This is a genomic window from Sinobaca sp. SA16-1, assembly GCF_059510515.1.
In genome coordinates, this window is the sequence record NZ_JCAKFL010000001.1 from 216,243 (window position 1) to 236,774 (window position 20,532).

At 48.0% G+C, this 20,532-nt stretch carries 21 protein-coding genes; 9 read left to right on the forward strand and 12 right to left on the reverse strand.

What is annotated here, in order from left to right; translation table 11 throughout:
• Positions 1–52: 52 nt before the first annotated feature.
• Positions 53–208, reverse strand: coding sequence for a hypothetical protein (locus AC5W2J_RS01000; RefSeq protein ID WP_496057617.1), 156 nt, complete (start codon positions 206–208; stop codon positions 53–55).
• Between the two features lie 45 nt (positions 209–253).
• Between AC5W2J_RS01000 and pucL the strand changes: the two genes are divergently transcribed.
• On the forward strand, positions 254–1,237 hold the full coding sequence (gene pucL, locus AC5W2J_RS01005) for a factor-independent urate hydroxylase (protein ID WP_496057618.1): 984 nt from the start codon (positions 254–256) through the stop codon (positions 1,235–1,237).
• 101 nt (positions 1,238–1,338) lie between these two features.
• Here the strand turns inward: pucL and AC5W2J_RS01010 are convergent, their stop codons facing one another.
• The gene (locus AC5W2J_RS01010) at positions 1,339–2,109 is read right to left on the reverse strand and encodes a hypothetical protein (RefSeq protein WP_496057619.1); all 771 of its coding nucleotides are present in this window, start codon (positions 2,107–2,109) and stop codon (positions 1,339–1,341) included.
• Between the two features lie 190 nt (positions 2,110–2,299).
• On the opposite strand from AC5W2J_RS01010, the gene AC5W2J_RS01015 reads away from it, so the two are divergent.
• Entirely contained in the window at positions 2,300–3,685 is a 1,386-nt protein-coding gene (locus AC5W2J_RS01015; RefSeq protein WP_496057620.1) for an NAD-dependent succinate-semialdehyde dehydrogenase, read from the forward strand.
• Positions 3,686–3,755: 70 nt separating this feature from the next.
• The gene (locus AC5W2J_RS01020) at positions 3,756–4,082 is read left to right on the forward strand and encodes a four-helix bundle copper-binding protein (protein ID WP_496057621.1); all 327 of its coding nucleotides are present in this window, start codon (positions 3,756–3,758) and stop codon (positions 4,080–4,082) included.
• Positions 4,083–4,150: 68 nt separating this feature from the next.
• On the opposite strand, the gene AC5W2J_RS01025 is transcribed toward AC5W2J_RS01020, so the two are convergent.
• From AC5W2J_RS01025 to AC5W2J_RS01045, 5 genes are all read right to left on the reverse strand, one after another.
• Positions 4,151–4,921 carry an acetoin reductase gene (locus tag AC5W2J_RS01025; RefSeq protein WP_496058209.1) on the reverse strand — a complete coding sequence of 257 codons (771 nt, stop codon included), beginning with the start codon at positions 4,919–4,921 and terminating at the stop codon, positions 4,151–4,153.
• Between the two features lie 106 nt (positions 4,922–5,027).
• Complete coding sequence (locus AC5W2J_RS01030; RefSeq protein ID WP_496057622.1) at positions 5,028–5,657, reverse strand: type 1 glutamine amidotransferase family protein; 630 nt, start codon at positions 5,655–5,657, stop codon at positions 5,028–5,030.
• A 177-nt stretch (positions 5,658–5,834) separates the two neighbouring features.
• Positions 5,835–6,803, reverse strand: coding sequence for a M28 family peptidase (locus AC5W2J_RS01035; RefSeq protein ID WP_496057623.1), 969 nt, complete (start codon positions 6,801–6,803; stop codon positions 5,835–5,837).
• A gap of 129 nt (positions 6,804–6,932) precedes the next feature.
• Positions 6,933–7,682 (reverse strand): LiaF domain-containing protein, encoded by a 750-nt coding sequence (locus AC5W2J_RS01040; RefSeq protein WP_496057624.1) that lies wholly within the window; start codon positions 7,680–7,682, stop codon positions 6,933–6,935.
• An 80-nt stretch (positions 7,683–7,762) separates the two neighbouring features.
• Complete coding sequence (locus AC5W2J_RS01045) at positions 7,763–9,151, reverse strand: sigma-54 interaction domain-containing protein (RefSeq protein ID WP_496057625.1); 1,389 nt, start codon at positions 9,149–9,151, stop codon at positions 7,763–7,765.
• A 265-nt stretch (positions 9,152–9,416) separates the two neighbouring features.
• On the opposite strand from AC5W2J_RS01045, the gene AC5W2J_RS01050 reads away from it, so the two are divergent.
• From AC5W2J_RS01050 to AC5W2J_RS01065, 4 genes are read left to right on the forward strand one after another with little or no spacing between them, the layout of a single operon-like run.
• On the forward strand, positions 9,417–9,590 hold the full coding sequence (locus AC5W2J_RS01050) for a hypothetical protein (RefSeq protein WP_496057626.1): 174 nt from the start codon (positions 9,417–9,419) through the stop codon (positions 9,588–9,590).
• Complete coding sequence (locus AC5W2J_RS01055; protein ID WP_496057627.1) at positions 9,587–11,179, forward strand: sodium:solute symporter family protein; 1,593 nt, start codon at positions 9,587–9,589, stop codon at positions 11,177–11,179. The genes AC5W2J_RS01050 and AC5W2J_RS01055 overlap by 4 nt, the downstream gene beginning before the upstream one ends.
• 27 nt (positions 11,180–11,206) lie before the next feature.
• On the forward strand, positions 11,207–12,505 hold the full coding sequence (locus AC5W2J_RS01060; protein WP_496057628.1) for an ArgE/DapE family deacylase: 1,299 nt from the start codon (positions 11,207–11,209) through the stop codon (positions 12,503–12,505).
• Positions 12,502–13,728 carry a Zn-dependent hydrolase gene (locus tag AC5W2J_RS01065; protein ID WP_496057629.1) on the forward strand — a complete coding sequence of 409 codons (1,227 nt, stop codon included), beginning with the start codon at positions 12,502–12,504 and terminating at the stop codon, positions 13,726–13,728. Before AC5W2J_RS01060 ends, AC5W2J_RS01065 begins: the two co-directional genes overlap by 4 nt.
• Before the next feature lie 41 nt (positions 13,729–13,769).
• On the opposite strand, the gene AC5W2J_RS01070 is transcribed toward AC5W2J_RS01065, so the two are convergent.
• Entirely contained in the window at positions 13,770–14,069 is a 300-nt protein-coding gene (locus tag AC5W2J_RS01070) for an LPXTG cell wall anchor domain-containing protein (protein WP_496057630.1), read from the reverse strand.
• 63 nt (positions 14,070–14,132) lie between these two features.
• Here AC5W2J_RS01070 and AC5W2J_RS01075 point away from each other — a divergent pair, with 63 nt between their 5' ends.
• On the forward strand, positions 14,133–15,515 hold the full coding sequence (locus tag AC5W2J_RS01075; protein ID WP_496057631.1) for a DHA2 family efflux MFS transporter permease subunit: 1,383 nt from the start codon (positions 14,133–14,135) through the stop codon (positions 15,513–15,515).
• A 66-nt stretch (positions 15,516–15,581) separates the two neighbouring features.
• On the opposite strand, the gene AC5W2J_RS01080 is transcribed toward AC5W2J_RS01075, so the two are convergent.
• The 3 genes from AC5W2J_RS01080 to AC5W2J_RS01090 all read right to left on the reverse strand — a co-directional run bounded on the left by AC5W2J_RS01080 (position 15,582) and on the right by AC5W2J_RS01090 (position 17,671).
• On the reverse strand, positions 15,582–15,914 hold the full coding sequence (locus AC5W2J_RS01080) for a hypothetical protein (RefSeq protein WP_496057632.1): 333 nt from the start codon (positions 15,912–15,914) through the stop codon (positions 15,582–15,584).
• Between the two features lie 172 nt (positions 15,915–16,086).
• Positions 16,087–16,590: a ferritin gene (locus tag AC5W2J_RS01085; RefSeq protein WP_496057633.1), complete on the reverse strand. Its 504-nt coding sequence runs from the start codon at positions 16,588–16,590 to the stop codon at positions 16,087–16,089.
• A gap of 31 nt (positions 16,591–16,621) precedes the next feature.
• Complete coding sequence (locus AC5W2J_RS01090) at positions 16,622–17,671, reverse strand: NAD(P)/FAD-dependent oxidoreductase (RefSeq protein WP_496057634.1); 1,050 nt, start codon at positions 17,669–17,671, stop codon at positions 16,622–16,624.
• Between the two features lie 187 nt (positions 17,672–17,858).
• Between AC5W2J_RS01090 and AC5W2J_RS01095 the strand changes: the two genes are divergently transcribed.
• Positions 17,859–18,728 (forward strand): YitT family protein, encoded by an 870-nt coding sequence (locus tag AC5W2J_RS01095; RefSeq protein ID WP_496057635.1) that lies wholly within the window; start codon positions 17,859–17,861, stop codon positions 18,726–18,728.
• A 26-nt stretch (positions 18,729–18,754) separates the two neighbouring features.
• Here the strand turns inward: AC5W2J_RS01095 and AC5W2J_RS01100 are convergent, their stop codons facing one another.
• Positions 18,755–20,521 carry a bifunctional diguanylate cyclase/phosphodiesterase gene (locus AC5W2J_RS01100; RefSeq protein WP_496057636.1) on the reverse strand — a complete coding sequence of 589 codons (1,767 nt, stop codon included), beginning with the start codon at positions 20,519–20,521 and terminating at the stop codon, positions 18,755–18,757.
• Between the last annotated feature and the right edge of the window lie 11 nt (positions 20,522–20,532).

Genomic DNA, 20,532 nt, shown 5'->3' on the forward strand with positions numbered 1-20,532 from the left:
GCAAAAGCTATTTACAAAGATTTTGATCAGGGCACGAACACCTCCTGTACGGTTATTCTGCTTCATACATAATCTGGCCGCTGTCAGGTGCTGCGTCATGACGCAGCACCTGACGGGAGGCCGAAGCCGCAGCGAAGACTCTGTAAGTTTCATTACAGGCTTTTTCTGCGGCTTTTTTTATTAGGCTTGAGAAAATTATTACCAGCACCCTTACCACCGTGCATTTAATTCTTAAAAAAGGATGGGATACAACATGGAAACGAAAATAAAAAAAACAGAAGCAGTGAAGCATCAAAACGAACAAAGCCGCACGATGTATTACGGAAAGGGAGATGTGTTTGTCTACCGGACCTATGCCACTCCACTTGAAAACATCCAGCCGATCCCTGAATCTTCTTTTGAAGGGCGCAGTAACATTATCTTTGCGATGGATATTCAAATCGCTTTAAAAGGAGATGCCTTTTTCAGTTCCTTTTCAGAAGGCGACAACTCCAAAGTGATTGCGACCGATTCGATGAAAAACTTTATTCTTCGCCATGCCGGCAGCTTTGAAGGCGCCACGATGGAAGGGTTTCTGGAATATATCAGCGAACGCTTTTATGAAACATACAGCCATATTGACGGTATCGTCGTATCCGCTGTGCAGAAGCTGTTTACTGAAGCTGCCATTGGTGATGAATCCGGTCTCCGGAAAAGTCCGCTCGTGTTTGAAGAAAAAGAAGGGGAGCTGCCGGTCGCTTCGCTTGAAACAGAGCGCACCGCAGATAACGACTATTCGATTTTTTCCCGGCAGAGCGGCGTGAAAGACCTTCATTTGATTAAAGTAAAGGGCAGTTCATTTCAGGGATATATTAAAGACGAATACACGACCCTTCCGGAAACGACGGACCGCCCCCTCTTTATTTACCTTGATATTAACTGGATCTATAAAGACAGCCGTGATGACCTGAACAGCTATGTCAGCTCCGAACAGGTCGCAGGCATTGCCCGCACGCTCTTTCACGAATTGAATTCCCCGAGCATCCAGAGCCTGATTTATTACATCGGCCTGCGCGTGCTGGAGCGCTTTCCCCAGCTTGCTGAAGTGTCCTTTGAATCCAACAACCGGACATGGGAATTAATTGTAGACGAAACCAGCTCCGACGAAGGCCGGGTGTTTACCGATCCACGCCCGCCTTTCGGATTCCAGGGATTTTCGCTCCGCCAGTCCGATCTGGAGGCCTATAAAAAATCATAAAAAAAGACCCGTAGTGTGTAAAGCATACTATGGGTTCCTTTTATATTAATCCTACTATGCCTATTTCTTCAATTTTATTGGTGCTTTTTTATTTCTAAATATTATTCCCACTCATCTATAATTTCTCCATTAGACATTACAGTATAAATACCTACTGACCCTGCTGTTTGACTTCTAATAAATATTCGCCACCCGATTCCCAAATCATCATAGACAGGTTCCGTATCATAGCTTAAATAAACATCACCATTATCTTGACCATCTTCTATGCCTGTATATTCTTCTAAATCTTTTATTGCCTCTTCTGGAGAGTAATCTGTAGTAATATCATACTCATCATTTTCATTTACTTGGTTTGTTTCATCCACTGAAATTTCAGAACTATCTTCTAATTCTAAGGCGCTTTGATCCATTTCTTCTTTAGGGACTTCTGCTTCTATCGTTTCAATGTCGTTAGAATCTTCATCTGAAACTTCTTCCGTTTCTTCTATTTCTTCTTCGCTAACAGAAGCAAGGGCCAACTCCCCTTGTTGAAAAATCTCTCCCCCTTTTTCAACAAGAGCTTGAGAACCATCTTCGGATATTTTTAAATCTGCTGCGTATTCTAATGCTTCTTCATAGGATTCTTCTTCCATAGCTTTTGAAGATTTCTGTAATAATTCTAACTCTACAAGTATGTTAGAAGCTTTAGTGTCTTGAGAATCTTCATCTGCCGCTATCTCAAAAGCCGCTTCGGCTTTTTCATATTCCTCCATAGCAATATAATCCATCCCTTGCTGCATAGCATTATTTACAGTATTCTCTGCTTCGTTTTGAGAACACCCTACTAATCCAACTAAACTTAACCCCGCCATTAAATAAAATTTCCTCATTACACCGCCCCTTTTTACATTTTTTTCTAACTTTTACTTAATTAATTATATCTATTCTAAGTGCAATAAAACAGTTAATTTTTATCCAGACATACTATTTCCTGGTACCATAAATATTTTCATTTTGGTTCTTTTTATCCAACCAAATAACAGGATAATGAAAGGTATAAAGAAGAAGGAGGAGTTATGTATGTCATCGACTGTTACGATTAAAAACCCAGCTACCGGAGAAGCAATCCAAAACGTTCCACTTCATTCCAAAAAAGAGGTGGAAGCGGCTGTTACACGTCTGCACGAAGCATTCCCTGCCTGGTCCCGCCAGGCTGCTTCCCATCGCGCCGGTTTGTTGAAAAAATGGCACCAGCTTATTCTGGAAAATCAGGACATGCTTGCTTCTCTTATTACGAAGGAAAACGGAAAGCCGTTAAAGGAAGCACGCGGCGAAGTGATATATGCAGCAAACTATATTGAATACTACGCCGAAGAAGCACGGCGGGTGTTCGGCAAAACGCTTCCGGGAGCCGCCAATAAACGGTTATACGTTACAAAAGAAGCGGTCGGCCCGGTTGCAGCGATTACTCCGTGGAACTTCCCGGCAGCTATGATTACGAGGAAAGCGGCACCAGCCCTTGCGGCAGGCTGCACCTTTGTTATTAAGCCCGCCCCGAATACGCCGCTGACGGCCATGGAGCTTGTGCGCCTCGGCCATGAAGCCGGTATTCCGGAAGATGTGCTTCAGTTTGTAAACGGCGACGATGCGGAGATCGGCGACGTGTTTACGAGTAGTCCGCTTATCCGAAAGATTACTTTCACCGGCTCCACTCCGGTTGGCAAACTCTTAATTAAAAACAGTGCAGACACAGTCAAGCATGTGTCGATGGAGCTTGGCGGACACGCGCCGCTGATCGTAGCAGAAGACGCCGACATCGATCTCGCTGTAGAGCATACGATGGCTTCTAAATTCCGCAACGCCGGCCAGACGTGCGTCTGCGCCAATCGTATTTTCGTGCAGGAGAACGTGCTCGAAGAGTATGCCGCTAAGCTTGCTGCAAAAGCGGAGGCGCTTCAGGTTGGAAACGGACTCGAAGAAGGAACCGATATCGGCCCGCTTATTAACGCCCAGGGATTTGAAAAAGTAAAAGGCCAGATTGAAGATGCAAAAGCAAAAGGGGCGTCTGTGCTTACAGGGGGCCGCTACGAGGAAGATGCAGAAGCAGGCACCTACTTTGTTTACCCAACGGTACTCACCAACGTCGACCGCTCCATGGACATTATGCATGTGGAAACCTTCGGACCCGTGGCTCCTATCGTGTCTTTTTCCACTCTGGACGAAGCAATCGACATGGCCAACGATACTCCATTTGGTCTTGCGGCTTACTTTTTCACGGAAAACTACCGTACCGGCCATTATCTGCACGAGCGCCTTCATTACGGTATTGTTGGGTGGAACGACGGCGCCCCGTCAGCTGCGGAAGCGCCATTTGGCGGCATGAAAGAAAGCGGGCTTGGCCGTGAAGGCGGCAGCGAAGGGATTGCTCCATATTTAGAAACCAAGTATCTTTCGATGGGATTGTAAAGTAGTTTTATCTTCCTTTTATCCGGTAATAGTAACAATAGAACACTGGATATAAAGGAGTGAATGCGATATGGCTCATGAAAAATACGAAGATCTGCTCCGCACACTGCATGACAGCATGACGGCCGCCAACAACTGCTTCAGCGAATGCCTGCAGGAGGACGACGTCAAAATGATGGCCGAATGTATCCGTCTGGCGAGAGAATCCGCTGATATGTGTGGTTATCTGGAACAGGCGATTACAAGAAAAAGCCCATTTGTTAAAGAATTGGCTTCTGTCTGTGCGACCATCTGCGAAGCCTGCGCCAGAGAATGCGAAAAGCATGATGATGACCACTGTCAGCAGTGTGCCAAAGCCTGCTTTGACTGTGCAGAAGCGTGCCGGACAGCAGCTTAATGTCACGATGTATCTATGTCATAAAAAAAGCGCGGATCGATTTAACTATCGATCCGCGCTTTTTTCTGTTAGTTGTACAAAATGCCGCCATCAATGAGCACGCACTGTCCGGTCATATAATCAGAATCCGGTGAGGCGAGATAGGATACGAAGTTCGCCACATCCTCCGGCGTCTGGGCCCGTCCAAGTGCAATGCCTTCTGTGAATTTTTTGAAGGCATCCCCGGAGTGAGCAAGTCCCATTTCTTCTACCAGTCTGGCATCGATCCGTTCCCACATCGAGGTACCGACCACGCCAGGGCAGTAGGCGTTAACCGTAATTTTTTCCGGTGCCAGTTCCTGGGCCGCGGCCTGGGTTAATCCCCGCACCGCAAATTTAGTGGCTGAATACACACCGAGCAGGGCAAATCCTTTGTGGCCGGCGATACTGCAGGCGTTAATAATTTTGCCTCCCCCCTGCTTTTTCATTTGTTCCGCGGCTTCCTGAATGCCATATATTGTTCCATTCACATTCACATTGAAAATCGTATTAATGTCTTCTTCTGTTGCATGTAATAGAGGCGCGACCTGGTCAATGCCGGCGTTATTCACAAACACATCCACACTTCCAAACTTCTGCACGCTCTGCTGCACAAGATGATGAATATCCGTTTTGCTCGTCACATTCGCTTTAACTGCCACGGCCTTGCCGCCATTGTTTTGAATTTCCTGAACAACATCTTCTGCTTTGTTTTCGTCAATATCACTAATAACGATGTTAAATCCGTCACCCGCCAGCCGATGAGCGATGCCCCGTCCGATACCCTGACCTGAACCTGTGATTACCGCTGTCTTACTCATCATTACACCAACCTCTCTATTATATTTTTCTACAATGCTACATCATCATTATACTCCCAATATTCGGAAAATTAAGTCTTTTATGCAAAAAAGGTTGTGTTCCTATTCAACTCGTCGCATTCATTAACTGATGGTAGTATTCAGGTTTATGCGTTTTATTCAAGTGATACCACGCATGCAGCGCATCTGGTGTAAATACATCCAATGCTTTCAGCACTTCCCTCGCAAATTCCAAAGGGGCTATTCCTGTTGCCGTAATGACATTTCCAGCAGTTACGGCGGGCTCTGTTTCGTATAACGGTTCCCCTTTATAATCCGGGCAGACCATTTTAAGATATTCCAGATCATTGCTTGTATGCCTTCTCGTATCGAGGTATCCCGATTGGGCAAGGCCCACCGTCGCCCCGCAGATCGCAGCAACGACAGCTTCGTTCTGAATCGCTTCCCCGATTTTTTGCAGGACTGGTTCGTGAATTCCTTCTCCCCACGTATCTCCTCCGGGCAGAATGAACAGGCTTTCCTTCGCAGTCGAGCATTCCTCCATAGAAATTTCCGGCTGGATGCTCACGCCCCCCATCGTCGTAACCATTTTTTTGTCTGCTCCTGCTGTGATTACTTTTAAAGGTGCCACCTCTTTTTTGAAGCACCGTCCCGAGTTCAGCTCTGCCGTAACGTATCCATATTCCCAGTCGGCCATCGTGTCAAAGACATAAAGGTATACATGTTTCGTATGCATTTCGCAGCACTCCACTCTTTATTTTTTTTGATAAACGATCAATAGACAGACAATACCATCCAGCTTTTTTTCCAACGGAATACCTTTGTTTTAAACATACCTCGTTCTCTTCTTTTCGACAATTCCTTTTTTCTTTATGCATAAAAAAACACCAGCATCTCTGCTGGTGCCGCTGTCTTATTTCCACTGCTGGTAGTGGGCTTTCGTGCGTGGCTCCATTTCGGTTAACGATTCGGTCAGTACTTCAGAAAATCCGGAAATATTCGTTTCCATCCGGCCGGGAAATTCGGATTCGATGAATGCCAGATTGTCTTTTTCCGGCTCATGCCAGATCGAGCCATGCTTTTCTGTCTGGGTATAGCCGTCCAGTTCCCCGATTTCCCAGTTGGTTGCTTCGAAATAGCCGATATCCATACCCGCTTCCTGGAATGGGGCATGATCACTCCACAGCCCGGTCGTGCCTTCCGGGTACTCAGGATTCAGGCCGGGGTTGATCTTCATATCAATGTCGGCATCTTCAGCCAGCTGCTGGGCAAAATTCCGGTACCATCCGCTTCTTCCTTCGCCTCCATGTATATACATATGATCGCCCGCAACCAAACTGTCGAGATTAATCATCGCCAGCGTATTGTTTTTTTCTTTATTGGACATGTTTTCTACATACTGTTCCGATCCATGTAAGCCGCCTTCCTCTGCACCAAAGGCAACAAACCGAACCGTGAAGGGAACGTCTATGTCCTCCAGGCGCTCAGCGGTTTCAAGCATTACGCCGACGCCGGATGCATTATCGTCAATGCCTTCTACATCTGCTACGGTGTCGTAGTGGGCACCAACAATAATTTCCTTTTTAAACTTTCCCGGCTTCACGACAGAGAGGTTCTCGGATTCAAGCTCTTCGCCGTCTCTTGTAAATGTAAATGCCTCCGTTTGGGTTTCATACCCCATGTCTTCAAGCGCTGTCTCTATGTATGCTTTCGCTTCTTGTTCACCTTCTGTTCCTGCCAGACGTTCCCCGATATCCTGGGATAAATAGCGCATATGCTCCATTGCCGTATCTCCATAGTTCTCCTGAGCTTCTGCCGCCTGCGGCCATGCCAGAACCACCGCAGTAAGAGCGGCTGCCAAACCAGTACCTGCTTTTTTCATCTGAAAAACCCTCCTTTTATCCGTCTCTCTATTAAAGCATATATTCAGAATGTTTAGTATCGGTCCAAGTTCTCCTTTTCTTCGGGCAGCAAAAGAAAGGACCTTTCGGCTGTTCGAAACAGAAAGGTCTTACCACCTGGATTTCTTAATAACAATTTCTCCAACGCCGATATCGGCCTGAAGATAAAGCTTATGCTCCGGATCCATAGGCGTATGGTGCTCAAAATGGGAGTTGGAAAACATGCCGCCTTCTTTCTGCTTGAGCATGTTTACTTCACCTATCCCTACTTTTGTATAAACATCCGCATCCCACGTGTCGGGAAGAAAAATCTTGATCCCGCCGACGGCTCCTTTGATGTGCAGGTGCACATCCTTTTCCTGAACGTCTGCCTTGGACAGATCAATCGTCACTTCCCCAATGAAAAACTGAATGGCTGTCGGCGGAAGTTTGAATGGGATTTTCGTCCATTTAATTTCCCCAAGCAGCATCTTTTTTTGTTTCATCCCTGCTGAGAGTGGAATATCGGCCGGTTCTTCTTCTTTTTCCGTGCGTCCTCCCGGCAGATCCCGGTCAATATCAACAACCGGATTGCGTCTTGAGTAAATAAACATGCCTCCTGCCACCGCCGCGGCTGCAAGTATAACTGCCATGACGAACACGAAAAATGTTCCTTCCAGATGACGGGCCAGATGAATAACCGCAAGCCCGATAAACAATAAGGAAAGCCAGCCCGATCCTCCCTTATAAAAATAATAGGCCAGTCCAAAAGCAATGGTCGGCCAGATTAGAAACCCCAGACTAATGCCGGCTTGAGAAGATAAGAAATTGGCGCCGACAATAATCGCGACCGGAACGATCCAACACATATTATGTCTCATCTTTTACCCGCCTTTACGTTCTGTTTGGAGAAACATACTCTTTCTTTTATTATACGCTTCTGCCAAAAAGAAAAGAAGGTTCAATCCGTGATGTATTTCTTTTTTCGCCGCATATAGGAGGATTGCGACAAACCTAGTGCGGCAGCGGCCTTACGGGTGGAGGAATACTTCGCCTCGGCTTCCAGAATCAGCTTCTGCTCCAGCTCTTCGACGGCCTCCGCGAGAGTCCGGTTTAATCCATAAGCAAACGCACTCTCTCCTCGCGATACCTCCCGGATAATATCATCGGGCAGGTCGCTCGTATTCATGTTGTCCGTCTCTGCTGTAATGACCATCCGCTCCACAACATTCTCCAGCTCGCGGATATTCCCGGGCCACGAGTAGTCCTGAAGCAGTTTCAGCACACCAGAAGTAAAGTGGCGCTGTTTGGCATGCTGCGTATTAAAACGATCCAGGGCCACCTGCAGGAGCGGATAAATATCTTCCTGGCGGTGGCGCAGCGCCGGCAGATGAACAGGCAGCACGTTCAGCCGGTAGTACAAATCCTCGCGGAAGGCTTTGCGGGCAATCATCTCTTTTAAATTTTTATTTGTTGCCGTTACGATACGGGCATCGACGGTCCGCGGCGCCGTTTCCCCAATCGGCAGATACGTCTTGTGCTGCACGAGCTGCAGAAGCTTGGACTGAATGTGCATTGGCACTTCTCCAATTTCGTCCAGAAACAATGTTCCTTTATCAGCCAGTTCCACAAGCCCGACTTTCCCTCCCTGGTAAGCGCCTGTAAATGATCCCTTTTTAAAGCCGAACAGCTCAGACTCCATTAATGATTCCGGAATCGATCCGCAGTTGATTGAAATAAATGGCCCTTCATGCCGATCGCTGAATTCGTGAATTTTACCGGCAGCCGAGCTTTTTCCTACTCCTGTTTCGCCGGACAGCAGCACGGTCGTGTCCACTGCTGCTACTTTTTTCAACAGGTCGAGCGTATTGGTAAAGGCTTTGCTTTTCCCGGTAAACTGCCCGCCTTTTTCCTTGTTTCGCTGCAGGCGGATGCCCCGGACTTCCTGGCTGTAAAAACGAAGCAGGTTTTCCGCCTGCTCGAGCTGCTTGGTCGTCTGCATGTCTTTTGTAATATCACGGGAGAGTACAACGACCAGCTTTTCCTGCTCCCACGGAATAATATAGCCGCTCACGAAATACTGCCGGCCCTGCTGCGTCGTCTGCACAGAGCTCACCGATTCGCCTGCTTCAAGCACCATTTTTGTTATCGAAGGATTCATAATCCCTCTGCCTTCGAGCTCCCATACACTCCTTCCTTTCAGGTCCTCTCGTTTCGAACCGAGGATCTTTTCGCTCGCATCATTATTCCAGAGCGTTTCTCCTTCTCCATTTGAAAAATAAAAGCCGTCTTCCAGCGCATTGAATAAATCTTTAATCATTGGTGTCTCAAATAATGTTTTCAGCTTCATTTTTTCCTCTTCCCTGCAGATAATCATTAATATTTAGACTATTCTTTCATTTTGAGTCGTTATTGGTTCAATACTTCAAAATTGTTTACACAGCCGAATCATATCCGGTTCAAACGAACCGAATATGACTATCGTTATCTTTCTTTTAGTGTACCGATTCCCTGATAACCTGTCAAAACAGGTTTTGGAAGCTGATAAGCCCGGTAAAAGTTGGCATGCTTTTTGCTTATGTATATAGGTAGAAACGAATCAGGAGGTGAACGTGATGAATATTGATGTATTCGTGTTATTTTTAAATGCGTTTTTAACCACACTCATTTCTTCCGTTATTGTTGTAATTATCTTAAGAAGAAAATACCTTCCCGCTATCCGGCGGATGGAGCAGGAGCAGGAAAAATCCAGGCAGCAGCCTGAATCAGAGAGGAGCGGCACCCAGTGACTACTACGATATTTTTTGTTGTACTGATCTTTTATGTAGTGGCCGGGGGTCTTGTCGCCCGGCTCGTGAAAAACAAATCCGATTTCTACGTGATGGGGGAAAAAGGCTCCACGCTTTTAATCGTTGGTACGCTTGGTGCTACATACTTAAGTGCCGTGACGCTTCTCGGCATTGCCGGGCAGTCCTATGCTGAAGGACCGCTCGTTATCGCAGCTCTTGGTTCCTTCGGAGCCTGGATCGGCACCTTGATTGCCGTTGTCTATATCGGCCGTAAGATGAAAGCATTAGGCTGCATGACAATGCCCGATTTTTTCGAAATGCGCTTTAAAAACAAAACAGTCAGCATTATTGCGCTTATCATTATGATCGTTGGGCTGCTTGGCTACGGTGTAATTCAGCTGATTGGGGCGGGGCTTGTGCTGAGCCAGGTTACCGGCATTTCTTTTCCTTTCATGATCGTATTGTTCACGCTGGCTCTGCTTGTGTTCTGTGCCCTCGGCGGCATGTATGGCGTGGTCGTAACAGACACTATTATGCTGTTCACGATGCTTGCCATCTCCTGCCTGATTGCACCATTGTTAATCGGCCAGGCCGGTTTTGAAAACATGAAAGCCTTGAGCGAGACCATTCCATTCTACTGGACGATCGGCGGGGCAGAGCAGCGTCCGCTGGGCTGGTCGATTTCACAGTTTCTCGTCTGGATCTTGTTTTTTTCCTGCACACCGGCACTCGTATCCCGGGTGTTCCCGGCCAAAAACGATTTTGTTATTTTAAAAGCTGCGGTTATCGGCGTGTTTCTGGCGCCCTTTATGCAGGTAATTGTCTTTTTGGCAGCCGGCAGCATGCAGGTAATTCAGCCTGGTATTGAAACAACCGATAACGTGATGATTATTGGATTTATGAACCATGTACCGGAAGCACTGGGCGGACTCGGCCTGGCCGGTCTGATGGCTTCTATTATGTCCACGGCCTCCACCCTGTTTGTTCTGACAGGATTTGCGCTTGCGCGCGATTTATATGAACATTTATTTGATAAAAAGCTGAGCGAAAAACGCAGCCTTCGTGTCGGACGCTACGCCCAGGTGCTTGTAGCCGCGGTCGTCTGCGTGATCGCGATTATGCAGCCGGCGGCGATTTACTGGATTTCCATTTATGCCGGCGCGATTTTCGGTGTCGGCTGGCTGCCTACTGTCGTAGGCGGGCTCGAGTGGAAACGCATGAACAGTCAGGCTGCTATTGGCAGTATGCTCGCCGGAACGAGCGCTTTTATTCTTGTAGATGAACTTGTGCGAAGGGCGGTTATTACCCTTCCGGTTCACATTGACTCCTTAATGGTAGCCTTTGCGGTCGGCGTGCTGACGCTGTTTATTGTCGGCTTCTCGACGCGTCCTTCCGCCCACGAACAGGCTTTTTACAAAAAAATGAAGCAGACGAGCATGTCTGCAATTACGATTAAAGACTTTGCCAGCCGTCCGGATGGCCTGGCCCAGTTGAAAAAGCAGTACAAACAAACCATGATCATCTGCATCAGCTTTGTGTTTATCGCTGCGATTGTCTGGGGCTACTTCCTGATGATGCTCGGCTTTTAAATCCCACTACAAAAGGAGATATGTTCTATGCCTCATTTACAGACCGCTCTTACTGATATTCATCAAGCCATTGATAACCACTGGGAAGAACAGCTTGATTTTTTGAAAGAAATCGGACGCTACCCTTCCACGCTTGGCAATGAACAGCCGCTCCAGTCCTATATCGCCGATTACCTGGAAAAAACGCTCGACATGGAAGTCGATCGTTTCACACCGGATGTGAAAAAGCTTTCCTCCCATCCGGGCTTCTCTATCCCGGAGTATCCGTATGATGGACGGGAAGTCGTCGCGGCCGTTTCCAAAGACCACGGCAGCAGCGGCCAAAGCCTCCTGTTCCAGAGCCACATTGATGTAGTTCCTCCCGGGGCACTCCGGTTTTGGTCAACCAATCCGTGGGACCCCGTCCAGCGGGGCAATAAACTGTACGGCCGGGGCATGCAGGATATGAAATCCGGCGCTTCGGCAATGATTTTTGCCTACCGCGCCATTCGGGAGGCAGGCTACGAGCCGGATGCTCCTTTTATGCTGCAGACGGTGATTGAAGAAGAATGTACCGGCAACGGAGCGCTCGCCGCGCTTGACAGAGGGTGGCACTCCGATGCGGTGCTGATCCCGGAACCCTTTGGCATGAAAGCCTCTACCTCCCAGGTAGGCGTCGTCTGGTTCCGCATTACGGTCCTCGGCGCCGGCGCCCATACGGAGCGGGCAAGCGAAGCCGTCAATGCGATTGAAAAATCTTATAAAGTGATTGAAGCGCTGAAAAGCTACGAACAGATGATCAACAAACGTGAGCGGCCGGATGCCTATAAAGATCATCCCCATCCGTTGAACATTAATATAGGCACGATTCAATCCGGCGACTGGCCTTCGAGCGTCCCTGCTGAAACCGTTATTGAAGGGCGGGCCGGACTGTTTCCGGGTCAGGATCCCGCTGAGATAAAAGAAGAACTCAAAGCCTGGGTTCTCGAGTACGTAAAAGAAGACGAGTGGCTCGCTTCCCATCCGCCTAACGTTTATTTTTTCGGTTTTCATGCCGAAGGCGCTTCCGTAGAGGAAGACTCCCCGATGATGCAGACGCTCGGACGGGCTCACGAAACGATACATGAGGACGCTCTTTCTTTCCAGCCGATCACGGCGACGACTGACACCAGGTTTTACACGTTGTACTATGATACACCGGCTACCTGCTACGGCCCTATCGGCGGCAATATGCACGGCGGCGATGAATGGGTCGATCTGGAAAGCGTGAAACAGGTAACGAAAGTATACGCCGCTTTTCTGGCAGACTGGTGCGGATTGAAAAAACGGGAAGGGAACCTGTCATGACACATCGTATCAGCATCGACCGCGTACGCGATCGTCACGCCCAGATCGCCGGCATCGGAGCGCTTTCCGGCGGCGGAGTATCCCGGCTGGCGCTGAGTGACGAAGACAAACAGGCAAGAGACGTATTGCATCAGTGGATGGAGGAGCTGGACCTGGACATAACGCAGGATGACCTTGGCAACATGTACGGTCTTCTTCCCGGCACCGACCCTGCGCTCGATCCAATTGTACTCGGCTCCCATCTCGACTCCGTTCCAAACGGCGGTACGTTCGACGGAGTCATCGGTGTTCTCGCCGGACTGGAAGTACTTCAGTCTGTGCGGGACACCGGCCAAACGCCGAAGCGCTCTCTTCTGCTCGTCAATTTTACAAACGAAGAAGGCGCCCGTTTTCCTATACCAATGATTTCCTCAGGGGTACTGTCAGGCACGTATGCAACCGAAAAAATGATGAACCTGCCGGACCAGAATCACGTGACGATAGAGCAGGAGCTGAAGCGGCTCGATCTGCAGGGAGACAAAGCCAACCGGCTGCAGCGGGCGTATGCTTTTCTGGAGCTTCATATCGAGCAGGGGCCCGTGCTCGAAGATAAACGCAGGCAGACCGGCATCGTGAAAGGCATCCAGGGGTTATCATGGAATGAATTCACGATTGTTGGAGACGCCGATCATGCCGGACCCTCACCGATGGCCTCCCGGGCAGACGCCGGTATTATGGCTATGAAAGTAATGCTTGCTCTTCATGAATGGGTCCTCCATTTGGAAGACCAGACGACCATCACCTTCGGCCAGATTAAAACAGAGCCGTTTACTATTAATGTGATACCGGGAAAAACGGTGTTCAGCGTCGATATCCGCCATCCGGATAAAGCGGTGCTGGACGAGCGTCTTGTCGAGATGATGGCACTCGTGGAACATACGATGGAGCAGCAACCGGGCAGCTGGGAGGAGACTTCACTCTCCTACATGCCTCCGGTTACGTTTCACGAACCTTTTCTCGAAGAGCTGGAATCCATCTGCCGGGAGCAGAACTTCTCCTACACCACCATGTTCAGCGGCGCCGGGCATGACGCTATGCATATCAGCAAATTCATTCCAACAGTCATGCTGTTCGTGCCGAGCATCGGAGGCAAAAGCCATCATCCGACTGAACTGTCCCGCTGGGAGGACATCGATCAGGCCGTGCAGCTTATGTATGAATGGACGACCCAGCACTGTTATTAAATAAACAACCCCCTCTGAAGATTTTCTTCACAGGGGATTGTTTATGCTGTTCTTTTTTTTCTCAGCAAAAGCAGGAAGCCAAGGCCGGCAGCTGCCAGTCCGGTAAGCATATAAGCCAGGTCATATCCAGCCGTATCCGGCAGCTTGCCGCCCTCTTTCTCAACTGGTACTGCAGGTTTTTCTACAGAACCGGAAGGCGCTGCTGCGATGATTTGTTCTGCTGCTTCCTCTACCACAGGCAGTGCTTCTGCACCGCCGAACTCTTTAATAAATACAATTCTTCCTAAGTGTACTGTTTCCTTTTCAAAAGAAAATATGTAAAAAAATGGTACATGCTGCATTCCCTTTTATTCTTTCCCTTCCTTGTTACAATAGGAAAGAATGCTTTAAAGGAGGAAACAGACATGGTCACGCTGAATACCGCGCAGAAGCGGCTGATTATCTTTATTGTTGTCGGAGGGAACTTTTTGTTTTTATTTAATCAGTTTCTATTGATTACGGCGTTCCCGACGCTGATGGAAGAATTCAACGTTAATGCGGCTCAGGTGCAGTGGCTGACGACCGCATTTTTGTTAACATCTGCTGTGTTTATTCCAATGAGCGGCTATTTAATTGACCGGTTTACGACACGAGGCCTCGTGCTGACATCGTTTTTATTTCTTGCAGCGGGTACGCTTCTTGCGCTTGTGTCCGACAGCTTTGCCATGCTCATTCTGTCCCGGGTGATCCAGGCGGTCGGCGCGGGCATTATGCTCCCTCTCGTCCAGACGGTGCTGCTGCTCATTTTTCCGATCGAGCAGCGCGGCAAAGCGATGGGGCTCCTCGGTCTTGTGATGAATGTGGCGCCGGCCACCGGACCTGCGGTTTCCGGTTATATTATTGATGTGTATACATGGAAGCATTTATTCTGGATTATTCTGCCGCCGACGCTTCTGCTCCTGCTTTTAGCCATGTTTTATTTAAAAAATATAACCGAGCAGCGCAGAACCCGCTTTGACATTCCTTCGGTGCTGCTTTCTACGCTCGGCCTGACCGGTCTGCTCGTCGGTTCCAGCTATATCAGCACAGCCGGCTTGCTGCACTGGAGTGTATGGGTGCCTGTAGCTGCCGGCATTATCAGTCTGTATGTGTTTGGCAGACGACAGCTGTGGCTGACCGCTCCTATACTAAACGTGCGGGTATTTCGCTACCCGGTATATACCCTTACAACAGGATCCGTATTTTTTGTAGGGATTCTGCTGTTGTCGACAGAAACGATTCTGCCTCTGTTTGCGCAGGACGTGCAGGGCAGCAGCGCGTTTGTATCCGGTTTTCTATTAATGCCCGGCACGGCCGTACTTGCTTTTATGTCTCTTGCCGGCGGTATGGCTTATGATAAATACGGCGGCCGGTTGTTAATTAATACCGGTTTTGTTCTGCTGATTGCTTCCGTGATTCTATTTATATTCATGCAGCCGGATACGTCGGTCATTCTTATTGCTGCCATCTTCTGTTTGTTTATGGCGGGCATTGGGATGACAATGATGCCGCAGGTGGCCGCCGGCATGAACGACCTGCCCCGGGAGGAACTGGCTCACGGTACCGCTTTAAGCAGTACGATCCGCCAGTTTGGCATGGCCCTCGGCGTTACGCTGCTTTCCACCGTGGTCAGCGCAGGCGGCGGTCCCGATATGAGTTATGAGGATTCGCTGTTTCTCGGCATACGTCAAGCTTTTATCATTATGGCGGTTCTGGGCGTTGTGTCCTTTTCCCTGTACCTGCTGATTTTTCGTGCAGAAAAAAAGTAAGCCGGTCCGTATGTTTTAAAAAAAAGATCAGCCGGGAATTACGTTCTCCGGCTGATCTTTTGCTGGTTATGCATGCATCGCATGAAGGGTTTTATATTCGGTCGCTACGATACCCTCTGCTGTTAGCTGCCATTTTTTTAATTCAAATATCGATTTAGATTTCAGGCAGTGCGGGAGACAGTCGTATTTCACCATTTTGGTTACGCGAAGCGAACGCTCTTCCAGCTGACGGACATAATGCAGCTTATCTTCTCCCCATTCCCAATTTTTATAAAAAGGAAGAAAAAGATGGTGGTCATTCAGCGCCTTATATTCATCTGCGCTGATAATGGATTGATTGAACAGGCGGATCCAGCGCCCGTGATACTTGCACTCTACGTAATACGTATATCCTCGCATGATGCATCTCCTTTACTCATGCCCCCATTCTACCATAACGCCTCCTAATTACTAGTACTTTAGTCAGTACATAATGCCTATTTTTACGATTTTCTCCTGTCGATTTTTTCACAATAGAGAGTGTGTATATACAAAAAAGGAAGGCCGCGGCCTCCCTTTCTTAACTAATGCTTTAATCTTCCGGTGTAAACGAGCGTTTCGCCAATTCCTGATCCATCATAATAAACGCGTTGCTGTCCTGGTCAATCCGGTTCAGCTTTTGAATCAGGTTGTCAAAAAGCGCTTCTTCTTCCACCTGTTCTTTCAGAAACCAGTTTAGAAAAGCCATTGTCGCATGCTCTCTTTCATCGAGCGCAATATCTGCCAGGTGGTAAATCCGCTTGGTGACTTCTTTTTCCTGAAGCAGGCTTTTTTCGAAACAGTCAAGAAAAGAAGAAAAGCTGTTGTTCGGCGTAATGCTGCCGTCCACCATCACCCGTTCGCCCATGTCGTTTAAAAAGTGGTAAAACTTCATCGCATGGTATCGTTCTTCTTCTGCCTGTACAAGGAAGAAATTAGCAAATCCATCCAGACCTTCTGCAGAGCAGTAGGCTGCTGTTGCCAGATAGGCATTCGCAGAATAAAACTCATAATTCATTTGATCATTTAAGTTCTGCTTTAATGTTTCGCTGATCATATGATCTCCTCCTTTTCGTTCGTTTCTTCTATTATGCCATACTTTTCTTCTGCCATTTCTTATTTTTTTCCTTAAATGCTTCATTATGGGAGGAGACCATCGCCCGGTCGCCCGCCTCCGGCTGAATATAGTATTTGGCCTGGTTGACCGCATTCGCCGCATCCTGGAAGCAGCCGGCAATCAGGTTCAGCTTCGCGTCATGCTTGACGATATCGCCTGCGGCAAACATGCCCGGGACAGACGTATGGTTCAACGGATCGCCTGCGATAAAATGAGAGTCAATCATATCAATTTTCAGCGTATTGCTCTCCAAAAGCGATTTATCCCGCTCGTAGCCGTGGTTGATGATTACTTCATCAATCGGAAGCGTACTCCGTTCCCCGGTTTCCACGTTGGTCAGCTCCACCTGGTCGATATTCTCTGTTGATTTTTCAGCGATCAGCTTGGAAATGCACGTATTAAAATAGCATTCGGCCGAGCTGCACATAAGCTTGTCCACCTGGGCTTCGTGGGCCGCCGGGCATTCCTTCCGGTACGTCAGAAATACTTTCCCTGCAATCGGCTCGAGCGCGTTGGCCCAGTCGATTGCGGAGTTGCCTCCGCCGGAAATAATGACGTTTTTGCCTTTAAAACGGGCCAATGACTTAACTGTGTAATGCAGATTGGATATTTCGTATTTTTCCGCGCCTTCGAGCTCGAGCTTCTGCGGATTGAGAATTCCTCCGCCTATCGCCATAATGACCGTTTTGGAATAATGAACTTCCCCCCGGTCATTCGTAATCTCAAAAACGGCGGCATCGTTTTTAATAATAGAGGTTACTTTTTCATTTAAACAAACGGTCGGCTGAAACGTCATTGCCTGCTCCACCATCTGGGCAATCAGCTTTTCACCGGAAGTAGGAGGAAGTCCGCCGACATCCCAGACAATTTTCTCCGGATAGACGTTTACTTTCCCGCCGAGCACCGGCTGGTATTCCAGGATCTTCGTTTTCATTCCGCGCATTCCGCTGTAAAAAGCAGAATACAGTCCAGCCGGGCCTCCGCCCACAATCGTTACATCAAACAATTCGTGCTCTGCCATATGTACTTCCTCCTTTTATAATCCGTAAATGATTATCATTATCAATTGGTAAGTTAAGGATATCATATTCCTTTTGGATTTGCATATAAAATGAGTTCATTTCGTTCCTGCTAAACTGTGGTACAATCGATTGGACTTTTTAGGAGAGCTGAGACAGATTCAGGCGAGATGGAAAGGAATCAGGAACATGAGTAGTATAGTAACAAAAAAACAGCGCATCGCGGAGGTTGGCTATGTTCTGTTTGGATCGACCCTGATCGCATTAGCCTACAACATTTTTCTGCTGCCGTCCCGCCTTGCAGCAGGCGGCGTGTCCGGTATCAGCACCATCGTGTACGAGCTTTACCAGTTTAATCCCGCTTTCGTGCAGTGGGCCATTAACATTCCCCTGTTTTTCCTTGGCCTGCTTCTGCTTGGGAAAGATTTTGGAATGAAGTCGCTGCTCGGCACTTTTTTTGTGCCGCTTGTCATATGGGCAAGCGCTGATCTTCCCTTCGCCATTGACAATCCGCTGCTCGCAGCCATTTACGGCGGCTCTATGATCGGAGTGGGACTCGGTATTGTGTACCGGGGCCGCGGTTCCACCGGCGGGCTGTCCACGCTCGGACAGATTGTGAAAAAGTATTCCGGCCTCTCGAGCGGATACGCCCAGTTTATCGTAGACGGGTGCGTGGTCGTCACGTCCGCTGTCGTGTTCGGCCTGGAGATTGCCCTGTTTGCAATGATTTCTATTTTTGTGATGAGCAAGGTCATTGATCTCGTTCAACTGCAGGCGTCCCCCTCCAAGCTCGTGCTTATTATTACCGAACGGGAAGAACAGATTCAAACGATTATCGGCGAGGAAATCGACCGCGGCTTAACGAAAGTCCGGTCCGTCGGCGGCTACACGAACGATGAGAAAACGATGATCCTCTGCGTGATGGAGCAGCAGGAAGCGGTCTATTTAAAGAAAATCCTGCAGACGCAGGAACCGTCTTCGTTTGTAATCTTCCTGAATGCCTCCGAAATTATCGGCCGCGGCTTTTCCTTTTCAAAATTTTACGGAGCGGAGAAATAAAACAATACGAAAAAACCGGCTTTCCTTTAACGGGAAGCCGGTTTTTCAATCGTATTTATTTGTTTGTCAGGCGTAAACAACTCCGTAAATTCAGCCGCAGGCATTGGCTTATAGTAGTAATACCCCTGGCCCCAGTCCACTTTGTGTTTCTGGTAGTAGCGGTGCTGTTGTTTTGTTTCAATGCCTTCCACGATGCACTGCATGTCGAGCGAATAGGCCAGTTCAATAATCGCTTCGACAATTTTTTTGCTGGAAAGCGACGTTAAGTCGGCGCTCAGCTGCCTGTCAATTTTCAGGATATCAATCGGAAAGCGGTGCAGCAGGTGAAAGGAAGCATAGCCTACTCCAAAATCATCCACCGCAAGCATAATGCCTATTTTTTTCAGTTCCAGTAGATTCTTAAGAATAACAGGATTGTTTTCCATAAAAATATTTTCCGTAATTTCAAACGTGAGCTGTTCTGCAGGATAGTCTGCCTGTTCTATGATGCGGTGAACATTGCAGGGAAAGGCTGGATCCTCCAGCTGCACCGGGGACACATTAACAGAAAGCTTTAAATCAGCGTTTGCCTTTTTCATTTCGCTGCAGGCTCTTTCCAACACCCAGAGACCAATAGAATGCATGGCTTCGGTTTGTTCCGCGAGCGGAATCCAGATATTCGGCGGAAAAAAACCATGAACCGGGTGATGCCAGCGTATTAAAGCCTCGACCCCGGTAATCATTTCTTCACGCATTTCAACCTGAGGCTGATAGACTAATGACAGCTGCTCATAGAATCCTTTTTCCCGCATGGCATTACGAATCGTGAATTCCTGGATTTCCATTCTTTCCTGGTCATCATTATCGGTAAAAATAAGTCCTTCTTTTCCTTTTAAGTTCCCTCTCACAGCCCGCTGTTCTGCTTTCTCGCGAAGTTTACTAAAACTGTCGAGCGTTTCGCTGCTGATCGCTGCTCCTATAACCATGCGGATATAGGATGTTTCTTCATTTACAATACAGGGAGTATCTTTCAAGTGCTGTAACAGTTTATTGACATACAGTTCTGTAGCGTCTCTTGAGTTTTCGCTTTCTGTAAACGGAAGCATGACAATAAATTTATCCTGGGCGGTCCGGCTGAAAATGCTGCTAACCGGAAATATCTCATAGAGCGCTTTTGCTATCTTCTGCAGGCGGAAATTTCCTGTTTCAAACCCATAGCGTTCATTAAAGATGCGGGTGCCGCTCAAATTAATATAGAGCAGGCTCCACGACGTATAGTCGGCCTGCCTTTTTTCAAATAACGCAGCTAACGTGGATGGCAGGTAAAGACCTGTCAGGCTGTCTCTTACCTGACTCTGTTCCACTTCCACCGCTCTTGCAATAATATACGCATACCCCTGCAATAAGGTTACCTGCGATTCCGTAAATAGAGCTGGATGATCACTTACTAAACAGAGTGTTCCCAGCGCGTCTCCATCTTCCGCCGCAACCGCTGCGCCCATAAAGCTGCCGCCGCCTGTCTGTTTTGTGAACCGGTGTTCCTTTGTGAAACTGTGCTTCGTAAGGTCAGGTATAACTACATTTTGTTCCGGCGCCTCAATGGCTAAGTGACAGAAGCTTTCCTGATAAGGATCTTCATTCCCTTCCGGAATGCACAGTGCCGCCTGATCGAGCACTTTTCGAATGACATTTATTTTTCTGTCATTCGTGGCAAAGAAAATTGTATGATCCGGAAAATTCAGAGCCATCATTTCGAAAACTCTTTCTAAAAAAGTATGAATTCCCGTGTAATGCTTTATATCCTCTTGAATCATGTAAATCCCAC